General features: G+C 34.5%; 13 protein-coding genes. 7 read left to right on the top strand and 6 right to left on the bottom strand.

Features of this window, described 5'->3' with window-relative positions; genetic code table 11:
- Positions 1–76: 76 nt before the first annotated feature.
- Positions 77–2,221, bottom strand: a complete 2,145-nt coding sequence (locus tag DW761_RS04520; protein ID WP_117516543.1) for a Tex family protein — start codon at positions 2,219–2,221, stop codon at positions 77–79.
- 228 nt (positions 2,222–2,449) lie between these two features.
- A complete protein-coding gene (locus DW761_RS04515; RefSeq protein WP_117516542.1) occupies positions 2,450–3,004 on the bottom strand; it encodes a hypothetical protein in 555 nt (184 codons plus the stop codon).
- Positions 3,005–3,356: 352 nt separating this feature from the next.
- On the opposite strand from DW761_RS04515, the gene DW761_RS04510 reads away from it, so the two are divergent.
- Together DW761_RS04510 and DW761_RS04505 are read left to right on the top strand one after the other, a co-directional pair.
- A complete protein-coding gene (locus tag DW761_RS04510; protein ID WP_117516541.1) occupies positions 3,357–4,283 on the top strand; it encodes an alpha/beta hydrolase in 927 nt (308 codons plus the stop codon).
- An 80-nt stretch (positions 4,284–4,363) separates the two neighbouring features.
- Entirely contained in the window at positions 4,364–5,026 is a 663-nt protein-coding gene (locus DW761_RS04505; RefSeq protein WP_117516540.1) for a pentapeptide repeat-containing protein, read from the top strand.
- An 18-nt stretch (positions 5,027–5,044) separates the two neighbouring features.
- On the opposite strand, the gene pepT is transcribed toward DW761_RS04505, so the two are convergent.
- The gene (pepT, locus tag DW761_RS04500) at positions 5,045–6,259 is read right to left on the bottom strand and encodes a peptidase T (RefSeq protein WP_117516539.1); all 1,215 of its coding nucleotides are present in this window, start codon (positions 6,257–6,259) and stop codon (positions 5,045–5,047) included.
- A 362-nt stretch (positions 6,260–6,621) separates the two neighbouring features.
- Positions 6,622–7,068: a DUF2383 domain-containing protein gene (locus DW761_RS04495; RefSeq protein ID WP_117453346.1), complete on the bottom strand. Its 447-nt coding sequence runs from the start codon at positions 7,066–7,068 to the stop codon at positions 6,622–6,624.
- 177 nt (positions 7,069–7,245) lie between these two features.
- Between DW761_RS04495 and DW761_RS04490 the strand changes: the two genes are divergently transcribed.
- The gene (locus DW761_RS04490) at positions 7,246–10,053 is read left to right on the top strand and encodes a glucosaminidase domain-containing protein (protein ID WP_233513022.1); all 2,808 of its coding nucleotides are present in this window, start codon (positions 7,246–7,248) and stop codon (positions 10,051–10,053) included.
- Entirely contained in the window at positions 10,040–11,800 is a 1,761-nt protein-coding gene (gene pepF, locus DW761_RS04485; RefSeq protein WP_117516538.1) for an oligoendopeptidase F, read from the top strand. Before DW761_RS04490 ends, pepF begins: the two co-directional genes overlap by 14 nt.
- A 44-nt stretch (positions 11,801–11,844) precedes the next feature.
- On the opposite strand, the gene DW761_RS04480 is transcribed toward pepF, so the two are convergent.
- Positions 11,845–13,290 carry a leucine-rich repeat domain-containing protein gene (locus tag DW761_RS04480; RefSeq protein ID WP_117453348.1) on the bottom strand — a complete coding sequence of 482 codons (1,446 nt, stop codon included), beginning with the start codon at positions 13,288–13,290 and terminating at the stop codon, positions 11,845–11,847.
- A 292-nt stretch (positions 13,291–13,582) separates the two neighbouring features.
- On the opposite strand from DW761_RS04480, the gene DW761_RS04475 reads away from it, so the two are divergent.
- Together DW761_RS04475 and DW761_RS04470 are read left to right on the top strand one after the other, a co-directional pair.
- The gene (locus DW761_RS04475) at positions 13,583–13,786 is read left to right on the top strand and encodes a cold-shock protein (protein ID WP_117453349.1); all 204 of its coding nucleotides are present in this window, start codon (positions 13,583–13,585) and stop codon (positions 13,784–13,786) included.
- A 123-nt stretch (positions 13,787–13,909) separates the two neighbouring features.
- Complete coding sequence (locus DW761_RS04470) at positions 13,910–14,401, top strand: HD domain-containing protein (RefSeq protein ID WP_117516537.1); 492 nt, start codon at positions 13,910–13,912, stop codon at positions 14,399–14,401.
- Here the strand turns inward: DW761_RS04470 and DW761_RS04465 are convergent.
- Positions 14,398–15,720 (bottom strand): MATE family efflux transporter, encoded by a 1,323-nt coding sequence (locus tag DW761_RS04465; protein WP_117516536.1) that lies wholly within the window; start codon positions 15,718–15,720, stop codon positions 14,398–14,400. The two genes, DW761_RS04470 and DW761_RS04465, sit on opposite strands and share 4 nt — an antisense overlap.
- Positions 15,721–15,876: 156 nt before the next feature.
- On the opposite strand from DW761_RS04465, the gene DW761_RS04460 reads away from it, so the two are divergent.
- Positions 15,877–16,980 (top strand): KamA family radical SAM protein, encoded by a 1,104-nt coding sequence (locus DW761_RS04460; RefSeq protein WP_117516535.1) that lies wholly within the window; start codon positions 15,877–15,879, stop codon positions 16,978–16,980.
- Positions 16,981–16,986: the final 6 nt, after the last annotated feature.

The raw sequence follows: 16,986 nt of genomic DNA, 5'->3' as shown, positions 1-16,986 counted from the left end.
TATTTATATCAAACAATTCCTATTCTGGCATAAAGAAAAGCCATTTTTGTTATTTTCAAAAATGACTTTCTCATGATTATGGCTGTAAAAAACTCAATTGTACTTTCTGTTTCTCTTCGTCAATATTATATACCCAGACTTTTACGATATCACCGACAGCAACTAATTCAGAAGGATGAGATACTCTTTGTTTACTCATTTTTGAAATATGTACCAAACCATCTTCATGTAATCCGATATCCACAAAGGCCCCAAAGTCCACAACATTTCTTACAACACCCTCCAGCTGTTGTCCAATGTGAAGATCAGATAACTCTAATACATCACTTCTTAACATTGGCTGGGCATACTGATCTCGATAATCACGTAATGGTGCCGCAATACTGTCTAATATATCTTTTACAGTATAGCTATCTGCTTCTAATGTTTCACACAGTTTTTCTACAGATGCTTCTTTTACTTTATCCGCAGCACTTGCACTGCCCATTTCTTCTTCTTTGATATCTAATTCTTTTAAAATCTTTTTCGCAAGATCATAGCTTTCCGGGTGAATGCTGGTACGATCTAACATTTCATCTCCATCTTCAATACGTAAGAAACCAGCTGCCTGTTCAAAGGCTTTTGCGCCAATCTTTGGCACTTTCTTTAATTCTTTACGATTATGAATTTCACCATGCTCTTCACGATATGCTACGATATTTTTCGCACAGGATGCATTCAATCCAGAAATATTCTTTAATAATTCCGCACTGGCCATATTGACATTGACACCAACACGGTTAACGGCTTTACTGACAACGAAATCTAATCGTTCCTTTAAACGTGCCTGTGGCAAATCATGCTGATACTGTCCAACGCCAATAGATTGTGGATCAATTTTAATCAATTCACTTAATGGATCCTGAATACGTCTTGCAATAGATATCGCACTACGCTGTTCTACATGCAGATCTGGGAACTCTTCACGTGCAAGCTTACTTGCGGAATAAACGGATGCACCTGCTTCACTGACGATTGTATAGGAAACATTTAAGTTATAATCTTTGATTAATTTTGCCACAAAAGCTTCACTTTCACGACTCGCTGTACCATTACCAATCGCAATGATATCAATTGGATATTTCTTTAGTAAATCCAGCATGATACGCTGTGATTCTTTTACTTTCGCATTTGGCTGATGAGGATAAATCACACTGACATCAATCATCTTTCCTGTATGATCAATTACCGCAAGCTTACATCCGGTACGAAAAGCTGGGTCAAATCCTAATACCATTTTATTCTTCATTGGTGGCTGTAATAATAGACGTTCTAAGTTCATGGAGAATACTTCGATAGATGCTTCATGTGCTTTTTCACTTAATTCATTACGAATTTCACGTTCCACGCTTGGAAAAGCTAATCGCTTCAACCCATCTTTTACAGCTTCTTCAATCAAATAATTTACTGGGCTTGTGCGCTTCTTAGTAAATTTATTGATTGTCCAGTTGATGATATATTCTTCATCAAAATCAATGGAAACATTTAATACTTTTTCTTTTTCCCCACGATCAATCGCCATGATACGATGGTTGGCAAGACTTGATACTCGTTCGCTGTATTCATAATACATTTTGTATACTTTTTTCTCATCTGTATGTTTTTTCTTGGCTTTTGTGACAAGATGTCCATATTTTTCCATGCTGTTTCTTATGCGTGAGCGTACCTGTGCATCATCGCTCGCCATTTCCGCAATGATATCTTTTGCGCCCTGCAAAGCATCTTCCATTGTTTCTACCTTATCATTGATATACTTCTTTGCCTCAGCTTCAATATCTGCCGTTCTAGGAAGTGTTAAGATCCACTCTGCTAATGGTTTTAAGCCTTTCGCAATCGCATCTGTTGCTCTGGTTTTACGTTTCTGTTGATATGGACGATAGATATCTTCTACCTGTGACAGCTTATCGGCTTTCATCACATCTGCCTTGATTTCATCCGTTAATTTACCCTGTTGTTCAATCAAACGCAATACATCCTCTTTACGTTTTTCCAGATTTACCTGATAAGCATAATTTTCCTGAATCACACGAATCTGTTCTTCATCTAATCCACCTGTTACTTCTTTACGATAACGGGCAATAAATGGTACAGTATTTCCTTCTTCCAGTAAGCCTAATGTATTTTTGATTTGCTTCACACTAATATTCAGTGCGCTGGCAATCGCTTCAATAATATGATCCATATGTATATCCTTTCCTTCATCTTTTGATGAATCCCATAAGACACATTATATCTAATTTTCATCAAAAAACAAGGCTGGACTTTTTCCTTGATTATGCTTTATGAACAAGCAGTTATATATGAAATATGATTTTACCTCATGAAAAGTGTTCATGATATACTATATAAAAAAACACCTATCATTGGTGTAAGTATTGTTTAGATACGATTCCATTCATAGGTGCTTATTTTATACTTCTTTGAACTGCATCTCAAAATAATCAAACATTTTATGAAACATTTCTTCCCTGCTAAACATATGATTTCCATCTCTAACAATGATACTATATACGATGCCATCTAATTGGAATATAAAATAATAAGCTGGTATTTCATCTTCACGTTGATTATCACTATAATATACGGTGATGTTTTCTATTATTTTCTTTTCCTTATTTTTTGATACTTCTGATAATGATGTTCCTTTTCTTGTGAACTGTGCAGTAGGATTGTTTTCATTTTCTTCATGAACGATATGAAAAGTACAGTAAAAATCCCTAAATCTAATTGGCGTACTAATCAATAAATCTTGATATTCAGATATATGAATTTTTTTGTCATTAACAATGTATTCTAATGGATCATAAAAATCATAGAAATCTATATGTTCTGCAGTTTTATATTCCTCTAATGATTGATATAGGTTAACTCTTGAATCTTTCCCATAAAAATGTGTTGAGTAAAAAATGTACATAGCAAGCATTCCTATAATCGCAGCAATTACGATATAAAACTTTTTTTTCATCGCCTTTATCCTTTCTATAAAATGGCAAACTTTTCATATAAAGATTTAGATAGTAAGACAAATATCTTTTCCTCCTATCTAACCTCCTTAGAATAGTAAATAAGATGATATCATAAAAGAAATTCAAATATCATATTTTTCAATTAAACGATAGCATTTTTAAGCAAAAAAATATATTCTCTTTTACAAAAAAGGGTTCTAATGAAAAAAACGGGATTGTATGACTTTATGAATGATATGCTTATAAAAAACAAGGCTGGACTTTTTCCTTGATTATGCTATGTGGTATAATAAAAAAAGTATTTTGAAATAGATGTGCTGATTGCGCAATCCATATAAAGAGGTAAAAGCCATGAATTATAAAAATTTCATTCACCCGCAGTTACGTAACAATGCTCATCGTGTTCCATATAATAAAGCAGTGATTTACATAGCCAATATTTTTCAAAGTATCGCTTTTCATATGAAGAAAGTTCCAAAAGGAATTAAGCACAGTAAATTTACGATACAAGTGAATCATTTGTCATTAAAAACCCATGTATTTGAACCAAAAGATAGTTCAATAAAACTACCATGCTTACTATATATTCATGGAGGTGCTTTTAGTTATAAAGCAAGTATGATTCACAAACACTATGCATGTCTTTATGCTTTAGAAACTAACTGTAAAGTATTTTTCCCTGATTATCATTTATTACCCAAATATCCTTATCCAACCGCTTATGAAGAAGTTCTCGCCTTATATCAATATCTTATGCATCATGGGGATGAGCTCAATATTGATATAAATCGTATAGGCATTGGTGGAGATAGTGCAGGTGCTTGTCTTTCAGCATTATTATGTAATCATATTGAAAAAGAAAACTTAATAACACCCTGTGCCCAAATGCTGATTTATCCAGCAGTGGATGCGGATATGCAAAGTGAATCCATGAAAAAATATACAGATACGCCAATATGGAATGCGAAAAATAATCAGCGTATGTGGAAAATGTATTTACGAAATTCAAATGAAGAAATGAAAAGAAATGCTTCCCCTATGCAAAATGTACTTCCTTCCAAAATACCAAACACCTATATGGAAACTACAGAATTTGATTGTTTACATGATGAAGGTATCTTCTATGGTCTACGTTTACAAGCTGCTGGTGCAAAGGTAATAATCAATGATACAAAGGGAACCTATCATGCATATGATGCTGCTATTCACAAAAAAATTGTCCATACACATGTAAAACAGCGTATATCGTTTTTAAATGATTGTTTTTATAAACGATAATAAACAGCTTTATAAAATTCTCTTTTATAATCTCTTTGGATAGGATACAATATGCATAAAAGAAATGAGGAAGATAGGTTATGAAAATCGAACAACCAAAGATTGGGTCGCTTTTAGATAAAGCAATAGATTTAGAAAGCTGTATTCATGAAGATCCTTATGTACAGGGAAAACTTTTTGAAGATATTATGGTTTCCTCTTTAGATGTGGAATGTTTACATTTGGATGGCTGTGTATTTAAGAATGTATTCTTTGAGGATTGTCATTTTCCATTAGTAGATATGGTAGATGTTGTTTTTGAGAATTGTGAAATCAGCAACCTGCATTTTGAAGAAGGTGCGATACATCGTACACAGTTTCTACATTGCCGCATTACCGGCATTGAGATCTTAGATTCTACGTTAAAAAATGTATATTTTAAAGAGTGTAAAGGAAATTATGCCAACTTGTCTGGCAACAAGTTTAAACAGACAGTTTTTGAAAACAGTGATTTCACAAGCAGTTCTTTCGTTCAGTGTGAATTTTATAAAACGATTTTTGACCGTTGCCGACTCAATGAAAGTGAATTTTACAATACAGCGTTATCTGGAATGGATCTTGCCAGCAGTGATATTGAAGGTATTGGCGTTACACAGGATAAATTAAATGGTGTCATTGTGAGTGAACAACAGGCCTTAGAACTTGTGAAGTTATTGGGTATTACAATTAAATCAGAACTTGCTGAAGATGATGAAAGGGGATGAATGCTCATCCCCTCTTTGTTATTTTGCGATATTTTCTACGATTTTCACAAGCAGCTCAACGCTTTTTTCCATTTCATCAATACATGCAAATTCATATTTTCCATGATAATTATATCCACCAGTACCAAGATTTGGACAAGGCAGTCCATCATATGTTAAACGTGCACCATCTGTACCACCACGAATCGCATGAGAGGTTGGTTCAATACCAACTTGTTTCATTGCTTCCTTCACTAAGGTAATGATAGACATATCTTTTTCAATAATCTGACGCATATTTGCATAACTGTCCTTGATGGTTAATGTAATTGTACCCTCTGGATATTTTTTATTTATATAATCTGCGGCATCTTTAAACTGCTGTTTCTGTTTTTCAAACAGAACTTCATCATGGTTACGAATGATATAAGAAAGCTGTGCATGCTCACATTCTCCATGCATATCTGTCAAATGATGAAATCCTTCATAGCCTTCTGTATAGGCAGGATTGTCAAAGACAGGCAATAAGGAATGAAATTCCATTCCCACAAGCAATGCATTGATCATTTTACCTTTTGCATCTCCTGGATGAATGCTTCTTCCTTGAATTTCTACTTCAGCACTAGCCGCATTGAAGTTTTCATAATCCACACTATCTACTTCTCCACCATCAACAGTATAAGCAAAATCTGCGCCAAATGCTTCTATATTAAAGTGATCAGCGCCACGTCCTACTTCTTCATCCGGTGTAAATGCCAGTTTGATTGTTCCATGTGGACAATCACTTTGCATAATAATTTCTGCCATACTTAATATTTCCGCAATTCCTGCTTTATCATCCGCACCTAATAATGTGGTTCCATCAGTGACAATTAATCGTTTGCCTTTTTTATCTTTTAAAGAATCAAATTCATCTGGTCCCATCTTGATATCTTTTTCTTCATTTAAAACGATGACACCACCATCATACTCGTCAATGATTCTTGGTTTGATATCCTTGCCACTCATATCCGGTGATGTATCCATATGCGCAATAAATCCAACTGTTTTTACACCTTGTTTGGTTGCTGGAATTGTTCCATATACAATGCCATATGCATCAACATACGCATCTTGTATTCCCATTTCTTTCATTTCTTCCACAAGTGCTTTCGCAAGTGTTAACTGTTTTAAACTGCTTGGTGTTGTAGTAGATGCTGGATCAGATTCTGTATCGTATCCAACATATTTTAAAAATCTTTCTGTAACGTTCATATTTACCATCCTTTTTTCATTTATTTCCTTATGTTATTGTATCCTAACCATCCCTCTTTTTCAATCAGAATCATTTGATATCGCTCAATTGATATTCCCAATCATATTTATAAACATCATTTATGATTTCTCTTATGACTTTACAGGGACTTCCATATGCCACAACATTGGCTGATATATTTTAAATCATATCTTTTATGCATTTCTGTTTTCCATTTTGATGACTTAGTTTTAGATAATGCATACGATATTTGATTTCATCGATATCCATTGTAAAAACTATCGATACTTTTAAATTGATTAGGCAAAAGAAACTGTCAACTTAAAAAGCGGCAGATTACCTGCCGCTTACTACCTTGGTTTTACTTTAATTCAATCAGATATTTATGCAGATTATAATAGATACTTTTATAATCATCCTCCATAATACGAATGGTTTTCTGCATTTCTTCATCTAAAGTAAAATGAGAGTCATCAAAATCACGAATGGCTTTTTCTCCCATTTCAATACTTTTTACTGCTTCTGCGATCACTTCTGTATCATTCATCAATGACAGATTTTTTATTTTACTCATCATTTCTGCCATAGAACCCATCATACCAGCATCATCCGCAGCATCCCCGCCATTGGTATTGATTTGTCTTGTCAATTTTCTTTCATGAACTTTTAAAATACGCAGAATACGATCAAATTCTAATTTCAATTCTTCACTTTTCAATTTACCTGCCAGATTTTCAAATACGCCTGCGCCCATATGACATCCTTTCAATAATTGATTTAATTCTTCCATTAACTTTTCCTTATCCATTATCATCACCTCATCTTTAGTATGCTTCGATAAATTGGAAAAACACACTTTAATTTTTCATTTTTGTACAGTTTTTCTTATCTTTTTCTTAATTTCCATGAATTTTCATTTTATGGTAGGAAAGCGGATACGAAACAGGATATAATGATAGTAAGAATTTATGAAAGGAAGTCCATCATGAAAAAAATATTAACGATCGGCATCTGTTTCATGATGCTGTTATTATGTATACAGCCATTATCCGCAAAAGAAGATACATTAAGTGATGATGCGAAATATCATGTTGTAAATGTCACAAAAGATGGCACAACAGAAATTATTAAAACATATGATTCCTATGGGGAAGCAAAAGTTTCTCATACGTTATTAAAAAACCAATACAACAATCTGGGAATTACCTATGGTACATCATTTTTGACTATTGAATATGGTGTTGTCGGTTTTGAAAAGGCGGATGATTGCAGCTTCAATGTTGAATATCGCAATGATGCCAATGGAAAAGATGGGTATACCAATGGCTGCTATGGCGCAGATGCGGCTTTTCTTGAATACAATTATGGAGATAATCAGGTAAAATTCATGTTGAGTGGTGTTATTGGATGGGCAGAAGGTAAGGATGTTACGATTTATCCCATCGAACAAGTATCCAAAAGCAGTACGTATTCTGTCAAAGACGGCTATTTATATCACCATATATCTTCTGATATCCATGCGTTAGATTATGATACCAGTGTAAAGCTTGAAAAAGATGTGAGCGGACTTAGTGAAGGAAAAACATATTACAGCTATGATGGACATTATTTTTATGAAGATTTTAGAAAGATGATCAATGATTATCGTGATGATACACATAAACAATCTAAAAATAAAGACTCTCCTTTCTATAACTATTTCCAGTATATTTCTCAAAGAACCACCAGTAATTATCAAAAAGAAGATCTGGACGCATACTTTAAAGATCAATTGGCAATCAATCATTCCATCACATCTTTTTATGATAAGGATAATCAGATTCATGATATTCTGACACAATCCAATTTGCCACAGGCGATTAGTGCCTTTCTGCAATATCAAAATCAATATGGCGCAAATGCCTTGTTGAATCTGGGATTATCCATGAATGAAAGTGCAACCGGTAAAAGTGTACTGGCTTATCAGCGCAATAACCTGTTTGGACATGCAGCATATGACAGTGATGTAGAAAAAAATGCCAGTCGTTATCAAAGTATCAACGCAAGTGTCTATGCGCATGATGTTCAATATATCTCAAAGTCATATACCAATCCTGATGAATTTCCCTATGCTGGTGGATTCTTTGGGGATAAAAGTGCAGGCATGAATGTAAAATATGCTTCTGATCCATATTGGGGAGAAAAAGCAGCCCAATATGCAATGGAAATTGATGAAGCACTTGGTGGCAAAGATCAATCACAATATGCTTTAGGAATCAGTAATCAGAAAGAAATCAGTGTGTATACAAGTGCAGATACGAAAAGTAAAAAGCTTTATACTATTGAAAAAGGCGCAACCTTTAGCTTTGTTTTATTGGAAGAAATAAAAAACAAAGATGGTCAATGGTATCGTGTACAATCAGATATCGCATTGAATAAAGATAGAAAACGTGTAAACGATGGAACATATTCCTTCAAAGACAGTTATGGTTATATCAAAGCTGAAAACATACAGACCATAATTCATCCAAAACAACTATCTGATGTGAATTATATCGATATTACCTTTGACGCAAACGGCGGTACATTTTATCCTGATCAAAAAAGTGTTACATTACAGGTAAAAAATGGTATCATACCTAGTGTTACGACTCCTATCAAAGTACACGCATTATTCAAGGGATGGGATAAAGAGGTACAAGCTGCCACAGAAACTACGACTTATCGGGCAGTTTATGATCAGGTGAAAGATGTTACGATATCTAAAAAACCGAAAACAAAGTATACTTATCAGGAATTGTTAGATGTAAAAGATGGCATGCTTAGTATTACGTTTGAAAATGGCGATAAAAAAGAAGTCGCAATAGAAAGTGAAATGGTATCAGGCTATGATAGTAAAAAGACAGGAAAACAGGTGTTAGATATCACTTATGCCGGATACACCATACATTATGAAATAGAAGTAGATAAAGATAGTCAAAAGAAAAATGAAACATTATCTTCCACAGCAGATGAAATCATTAAAAATTATGCTGGAAAACGTGATTTAAGTGAAGAATCCATGGAACAGCTGGAACAATTTCAAAAAGATATGCGGGGCGCTGATGTAAATATCTTCACTGCTGCCCAGATTCGTATGCTGGATCAGATCTTTCAGGAAAACCTGCATCCTTCTTACAGTGTTGTGATCAAAGATAAAAGCCATGACCTTGCGGTATCCGGGTTATCTTTAGCCATACAGGATGAAAGCTTTTTAAATCACTTGTTCCCTAAAACGATTATCTTACAGGTAAAAGATACAATTGGAAAAGAACAAAAAGCTCTTGTGGAAAAGGTTGCGGATGCCAATTATGTTCGCCTGGATGAATGTTTTACGATATCAGGAAAAAATGATTTTGGCAGTCTACAGGGAAAAAGTGAAATGCTTTTCTCTATTCAAAAACCTAAAGAACATAACTATCGTCAATATCGTATCTATTACATTGATGGTGAAGATGTATATCAGCTGCCCACAAGCCAGACAAAAGATCGTATTATCTTCCAGAGTGAACATATCGGAAGTTTCGCGATTGTTTCAACTACCAATACCCGTTTGCAGGAAAGTGATAATATTATTGAAAATAACAGTATCAAGACAAATGGCACAAACTATATTATGCGTTATCTAATAGTGCCTTGTGTGATTCTTCTGATATTATTATCCTTATATATTGCATTGCGGATCTATATGAAAAAACACCGGCTACAGTTTCGGTGGAAGAAAAATAAAAAAAGAAAGAAATTAACAAGAGGTGAACGACATGAAAAGAAATGAAATTGAAACAGAACTTACATGGGATTTAAGTGGATTATTTAAGGATCAGAAAGCCTTTGATGATCAATTCGAAAAAGCAAAGGCATATATCCACAAGCTATGCCAGTTTAAAGGACATATCGCGGATAGTAAAAACAGCTTTATCGCCTTCATGAATACACGTGAGGAACTTATGCGTTATATGGAAAACATCGAAGTATATGCCAGTATGTGTGTGGATGTGGATTCAGAAAATGAAGCTGTACAGGAAAATTTGTCAAAGGCAAATAGTCTGATTGATTTACAGACAAGCTCTTTAACCTTCATTGACAATGAAATTATCGCATCAAAAGATGCTATTGAAACTTATCTGAAGGATGATGATTGTAAAGATTTCCGTTATGCGATGTCTGAAATCTTTCGTACCATTCCTCATCGCTTAGATGAAAAAACAGAAGCCTTATTGGGAGATGTTGTCACATTGGCAAAATGCCCAGAAGATACCTTTAGAAGTTTTCCTTTAAACTTTGAGCCAGTCATTGTAGATGGGAAAGAAGAATTCTTAAATGGCGCTACTTATATATCCTTCCTTCAAAATAAAGATGTAAATGTTAGAAAACAGGCCTTTGAACATTACTTTAAAGAATATCAAACATACCAAAATGTCTTTATGAATACACTAAGTGCTCACGCAAAAGGACAAGTTCTGCTCGCAAAAGCAAGAAACTTCAAGAATGCATTATCTGCCAGCCTGTTTGAAGATGGTGTAGAAGAAGATTTATTCCATAAAGTATTATATATGGGAAATGAAAAATACCATGACTATGTACAAGAATATTTCTCATTACGTAAAGAAATACTACAACTAGATGTACAACATGTTTATGATATTCAATTAGAATTGGTAAATGAAGTGGATGTGAAGTATACCATTGATGATTGTTTTGATATTATGGATGAAGCATTAAAGGTTTTAGGGGATGATTATATTCAACTACTGCACAAGGCAAAAGCTGAACGCTGGATTGATTTTATGCCATGTAAAGGAAAACGCAGTGGTGCATATTCCTGGGGTACTTACGATTCTAAGCCATACATCATGACCAATTTCAATGGAGATTATGAATCTTTAAGTACACTGGCACATGAATTGGGACACTCCATGCATTCCTATTTTTCATGGGAAAACAATCGTGCCATGAATAGTGGTTATCGTATCTTTGTGGCAGAAGTCGCAAGTACAGTAAATGAAGTCTTATTGAATGACTATTTGTTGAAAACAAGCAAAGATAACAACTACAAAGCTTATATCCTCAGCAATCTTTTAACACAGTTAATCGGTACACTGTATCGTCAACCGATGTATGCGAAATTTGAATATGATCTGCATACATGGGTAGAAAATAAAGAAGTCATTTCTTCACAAAAGATTACACAGCATTTCCTTGATTTAAATAAACAATATTTTGGAGATAGTGTAGAAGTCGATGATTTACAACGCTATGGCTGTTACTATATTCCACACTTCTACTACAACTTCTATGTTTATAAATATACTCTGGGAATGTCAGTGGCATTATCCTTTGTGAAACGCATCCAACAAGGAGATGTACAGGCTTATCGTGAATTCCTTACAAAAGGTGGAAGTGAATCACCTTTAGATGAATTGATTCATGCTGGTGTTGATCCAAGAGATGATCAGGTATATGATGATGCCTTCACATTCTTCAAAGAAACCTTAGATCAATTTAAAGAGCTGGTGAAATAAAACAAGGAGTATGTTCCTAATACAGGGAACATACTCCTTTACTATTAATATGAGAATTTATCATAGTATTCCATATCTTCTAATACACTGATATCTTCGATTGGATTTTCATCTAAGCGTAATTCATACAAATTTTTCAGCTTGGAAAGCGGTGTAACATCGGTTACATAATTTGCCTTCAATGTTAAAGAGCTTAGATATTGGCAGCTCACCAATGGACTTAAATCCATAACACTGTTGTGATCTAAACGCAAACGTGTCAGATTGCACAATTTCTTTAATGGATTTAAATCTTCGATTACATTGCCATATAAATCAATAGAACTTAGATTGGTCAGATCTTTCAATGGTTTTAAATCACGGATGTCATTATTGCTTAATCCTAAACATTCCAGATTGATCATACCTTCTAAAGAGTCAATATGACGGATATCATTATTGCCAACATCCAAGGTTGTCATTTTATCACAGCCTTTTAAAACATCAATATTTTTAATCTGATTATTATATACATTCAATTCTTCCAGCTGTTTTGCATTCTTTAAGAAATCAATACTTTTCAAGAAACAAAAGCTTGCTTTAAAGTATGTCAGATTTTTCATTTCTTCTAATACTTCTGTATGTGTGACACGGTTTTCTGAAATATCCAGTTTTTCAAGTTTTGTCAATCCCTTTAAATTACGAAGGTCTGTCAATCCACCCTGGATAATACGAAAATCTTTTAATTTCTTCAGCTTCTTCAAGAAAGAAAAATCTTTGACATGATTAAATGATAAATCTAATGTTTCCAGATTTGGGAATTCCGCAAGCATACTGCAATCCACCAAATATTCATTGTTTGTTAAGTTTAATGAACGAAGTGTATCTTTACAATACTGTAAAGGACTTAAATCAGAAAACAGGTTTGTGGATAAGTCTAATACTTCAATGTGTTTCAAATAAGTTAAATCACTGATATCATACAGCCACATCTTATTCATATGTAATTCTTTTAATTCATCCAGCATGCCCAGTATGGATAATGGGAATGGTCCGTTTTCAATACCAACATATAACTTCTTTAATTTCTTTACATTTTCCAGATAAGACAGATTATCTACCTTACTGCGTTCCAGATTCAATTCTTCCAGATTAATCATACCTGCAAGGGCAGAGATATCCATGGTATACAAATTATTTCTTGAGATATCCAAACGTAACAGCTGACGATATTCACGAAGAGCCTGAATATCACGCAGCATATTTTTAGACAGATTTAAATATTCTATCTCCCTCAAATCCTTGATTGGTTCTAGATCTTCAATGCTGTTTCCGCATAGATCTAAATAATCCAGATTAATGGCATATTGTAAACCATCAAGTGAAACAATGCCGGCTGAACGGGCAGATAACGTCGTTAATTTTTCCATCTGCTTCTCATCTATGGCTTCCTGTGGTATCTGTAACGTACGGGCAATTGCCGCCGCCAGCATTTCATCTTTTATGATCATAACAGATTCCTCCAATCTATTCGTATGTCTGTTTATATTATACCCCAATTTTAAGATTTCTGAAACTGCTTTCCTGTTTTTTATAAAGGGATTTTTGATACAAAAATAAAAACGTAAGCGTTTTACGTTGACAACACACAAAAAAAGTGATAAGGTATATAAGTAATAAAAAGCAATAACTATGATTTCACGATTCTGGAATTGTATTTATTCTCTAATGTACAATGATCTAATCGTGATTTTTTTATACATTTGAGGGCTTCTTATTCAACACTTATAGGAGGTACGAAAAATGAGTACAGGTAAAGTAAAATGGTTTAACGCAGAAAAAGGATACGGATTTATCACTTCTGATGAAGGAAAAGATATCTTCGTTCACTACACAAGCATCAATGCTGATGGTTACCGTTCTTTGGAAGAAGGACAGAAAGTAACTTTCGACGTTGTTGAAGGTGATCGCGGTCAGCAGGCTGCTAATGTTTCTGTAGAAGCTTAATTAACCAAAACAATACCGAAAACGTTGGTCTTAAGATCAACGTTTTTTTTATATTGAACATGGACTTTCACTATACAATAAAACGAAGAAATGATAAAATAAAAGTAGAAGAAGGTGATACCAATGGATCGCTTAGAACTTATTCGTATCGAAACTGACAAGATTATTCAAAAGCTGGCTAATGAGGAAAATCGAAAGTTTGCCTATTTGCATAGTTATGGTGTTTCTCAATGTGCCATTTGTCTGGCAACTGTAAGGAAACTTGATGTTGAACTTGCCGGTGTCGCTGGTATGTTACATGACATTGCAATTTATGCAGAAAATTGTCCTCATAAAGATCATGCACAACGAAGTGCTGTTTTAGCAAAATCTATCTTAGAAGAATCAAAACTGTTTAAAGAAGATGAAATAATCGCCATCACAAGTGCAATTGCCACGCACTCAGATAAAATGTCCCGTACAGATTCCCGTTTTGCGGAAATGTTGAAAGACAGTGATGTATTACAGCATTATCTGTATAACCCAAATATTGAGTTACAGGAAAAAGATCGCTATCGTTTATATTATCTATTAGAGGACTTAAAAAAGATGCATCAAAAAGGTGAAGCATCCTAAGCAATACTTAGGGCAGCCTCACCTTTTTTCTTTTGTTTCCAAAGAAATGTAACGCTCACAAGCAATGTAACTGATTCACATACAAGTGTCGCATACCAAATACCATCTCCCTGAAACAGATATCCCATCAATAATACGCTTAACGCAATCATGATAAAGCCTCTTAATACGGATATCGTAAAGGAGTAACGACTTTGTTCACTCGCCGCAAAATAACCACTGGCAACAATGTTATATCCGATAACCAGATAACATAAGGAGTATTCCCGAAAAGCTTTGACACTTTCATTAAACAATTCCCCACTTGATGAATCAAGAAAGATCGATACAAGTAATGGTGTCAATATCAAACAAATGGCAAGGGATACAATGGAAGTCAACAGTGTAGATATAAAGCCATATCGTAAAAACAACGCACATGTTTTGGGTTCTTTTTTACCTCGATAAAAGCTTACAAGTGGCTGCATTCCCTGGGAAATACCAGTAAATGTCATCATAACAATATTATAAATATACGTAATGATCGTATAGGTTACGATACCATCATCTCCAATATATTTCAATATCGCATGATTAAATACAAATACAATAAATCCCGCAGATAATTCATTCATAAAGTCTGCTGTTCCAATGGGAAGGATACGTTGATAGATAGATAAATCCAATCTGCATTTTATCCAGTGGATACTGCCTTTACGTTTGATGAAATGGTGGAAAAACACACCAAATGTTAATACCTGGGATAATCCAGTCGCAATTGCCGCTCCCTGAATTCCCATCTTACATAATACCACCAACACATAGTCCATGACGATATTGGTAATGGCACCAATGGCAATGGCTGCTGTAGTAAGCTTTGGAAAACCATCGGTTTTGACTAGTACTTCTAAGGAATAGGATACAATAAAGAAGAATGAAAACCAGATGATGATTCCCAGATAGTTTTTTACATAAGGCATCGTGACCTCACTGGCACCCAGAAAGAAAGCCAGTGTATCCAGATTTAAATATGCCAGAAAGGTAATCAAAACTGCAGATATTGCCAATACAAATGTATTGATCGTAAATACTTGGTTTGCTTTATCTAATCGATTTTCTCCACGATAAATTGCCACAACCGTGGAGGTTCCTACAGAGAATAGTATAGAAAAAGCAAAAATAAAGTTGATGTATGGCATAGAAATATTTACTGCGGATAATGCATGCTCTCCAACAAAGCGTGCAACATAGATGCCATCCACCATCGTATAAAGATTAAATACCAGCATACTGACAACACTTGGTATTACAAATTTTAAAAACTGTCTTTTTTTATTCATAATTCACCTCTTGCCTGTTCATTATAAACCCTGGTATAATACTAGAGTCAACCTCAATTTTCATCATCCCGTATACATCTCATGTGATTGCGCTATCATTCACAACATTGCAGTATACTTGATGTGGTGTTAAGATGAAGAAAAGAGGTGATGTTTATGCTATGGCAAAACGAACTGCATCATAATATCACAACCATAGAGGAATTATCCAAGTACTATCATTTTACAGAAGATGAAAAGAAAAAATTAAATCGTCTGTTGGAACAATTCCCTATGTCCATCACACGCTATTATTTATCTTTGATCAATAAAGATGATCCTCATGATCCTATTGCCCGTATTGCTGTTCCTAGTCTACAAGAATTTCATTTGGAAGGTTCTTTTGACACCAGTGGTGAAAAAGAAAACACCAAAGTTGTTGGTCTACAACATAAATATGCGCAAACTGCATTAATTCTTTCCACCAATCAATGTGCTTCTTATTGCCGGCATTGTTTCCGAAGAAGGCTGGTAGGTTTATCTGGTGATGAGATCATGAAACGCTTTGATGCCATTGAGAACTATGTGGCTGAGCATAAGGAAATCAATAATATATTGATCAGCGGTGGAGATTCTTTATGTCAGGATAATCATATGATTAAACGCTACTTAGATACCTTTTCTAAAATGGAGCATTTGGATTTTATCCGTTTTGGGACCAGGATTCCCGTTGTATTTCCACAACGTATCATCAATGATCCAGAACTTGTGACTATGTTTCGTGAATACAACAATATCAAACCGATTTATATCGTAACCCATTTTAACCATCCTCGTGAAATCACAAAGGAATCCACACTTGCGGTTAAATTATTAAGAGATGCTAGCATCATTGTGAAAAATCAAACAGTATTGTTGAAAGGTGTCAATGATGATGCGAATACTTTAGCACAACTTTTACAGGGTCTAACCCGAATCGGTGTAGTACCATATTACATTTTCCAATGTCGCCCTGTCTGTGGTGTAAAAACTCAATTTCAAATACCGCTGGCACTTGGCTATGATATCGTAGAAAAAGCCAAGGCACAACAGAATGGTCAGGGAAAATGCTTAAAGTACATCATGTCACATCAAAGTGGTAAAATTGAAATCACAGGCAAGATCGATGATACCCATCTCATGATGAAATATCATCAATCCAAAGATCCAAGCCAATATGGTATTACCTATATCAAGGAGCTGCCAGTGGATGAAACATGGCTGAAAGAAGATCATTTATAAAGAATA

The organism is Absiella sp. AM29-15, from assembly GCF_003434225.1.
In the GTDB taxonomy this organism is placed as follows: Bacteria; Bacillota_I; Bacilli_A; order Erysipelotrichales; family Erysipelotrichaceae; genus Hoskinsella; species Hoskinsella hominis.
Note: the sequence above shows the minus strand (reverse complement) of the source record. Positions and strands in the feature narration are given on the sequence as shown.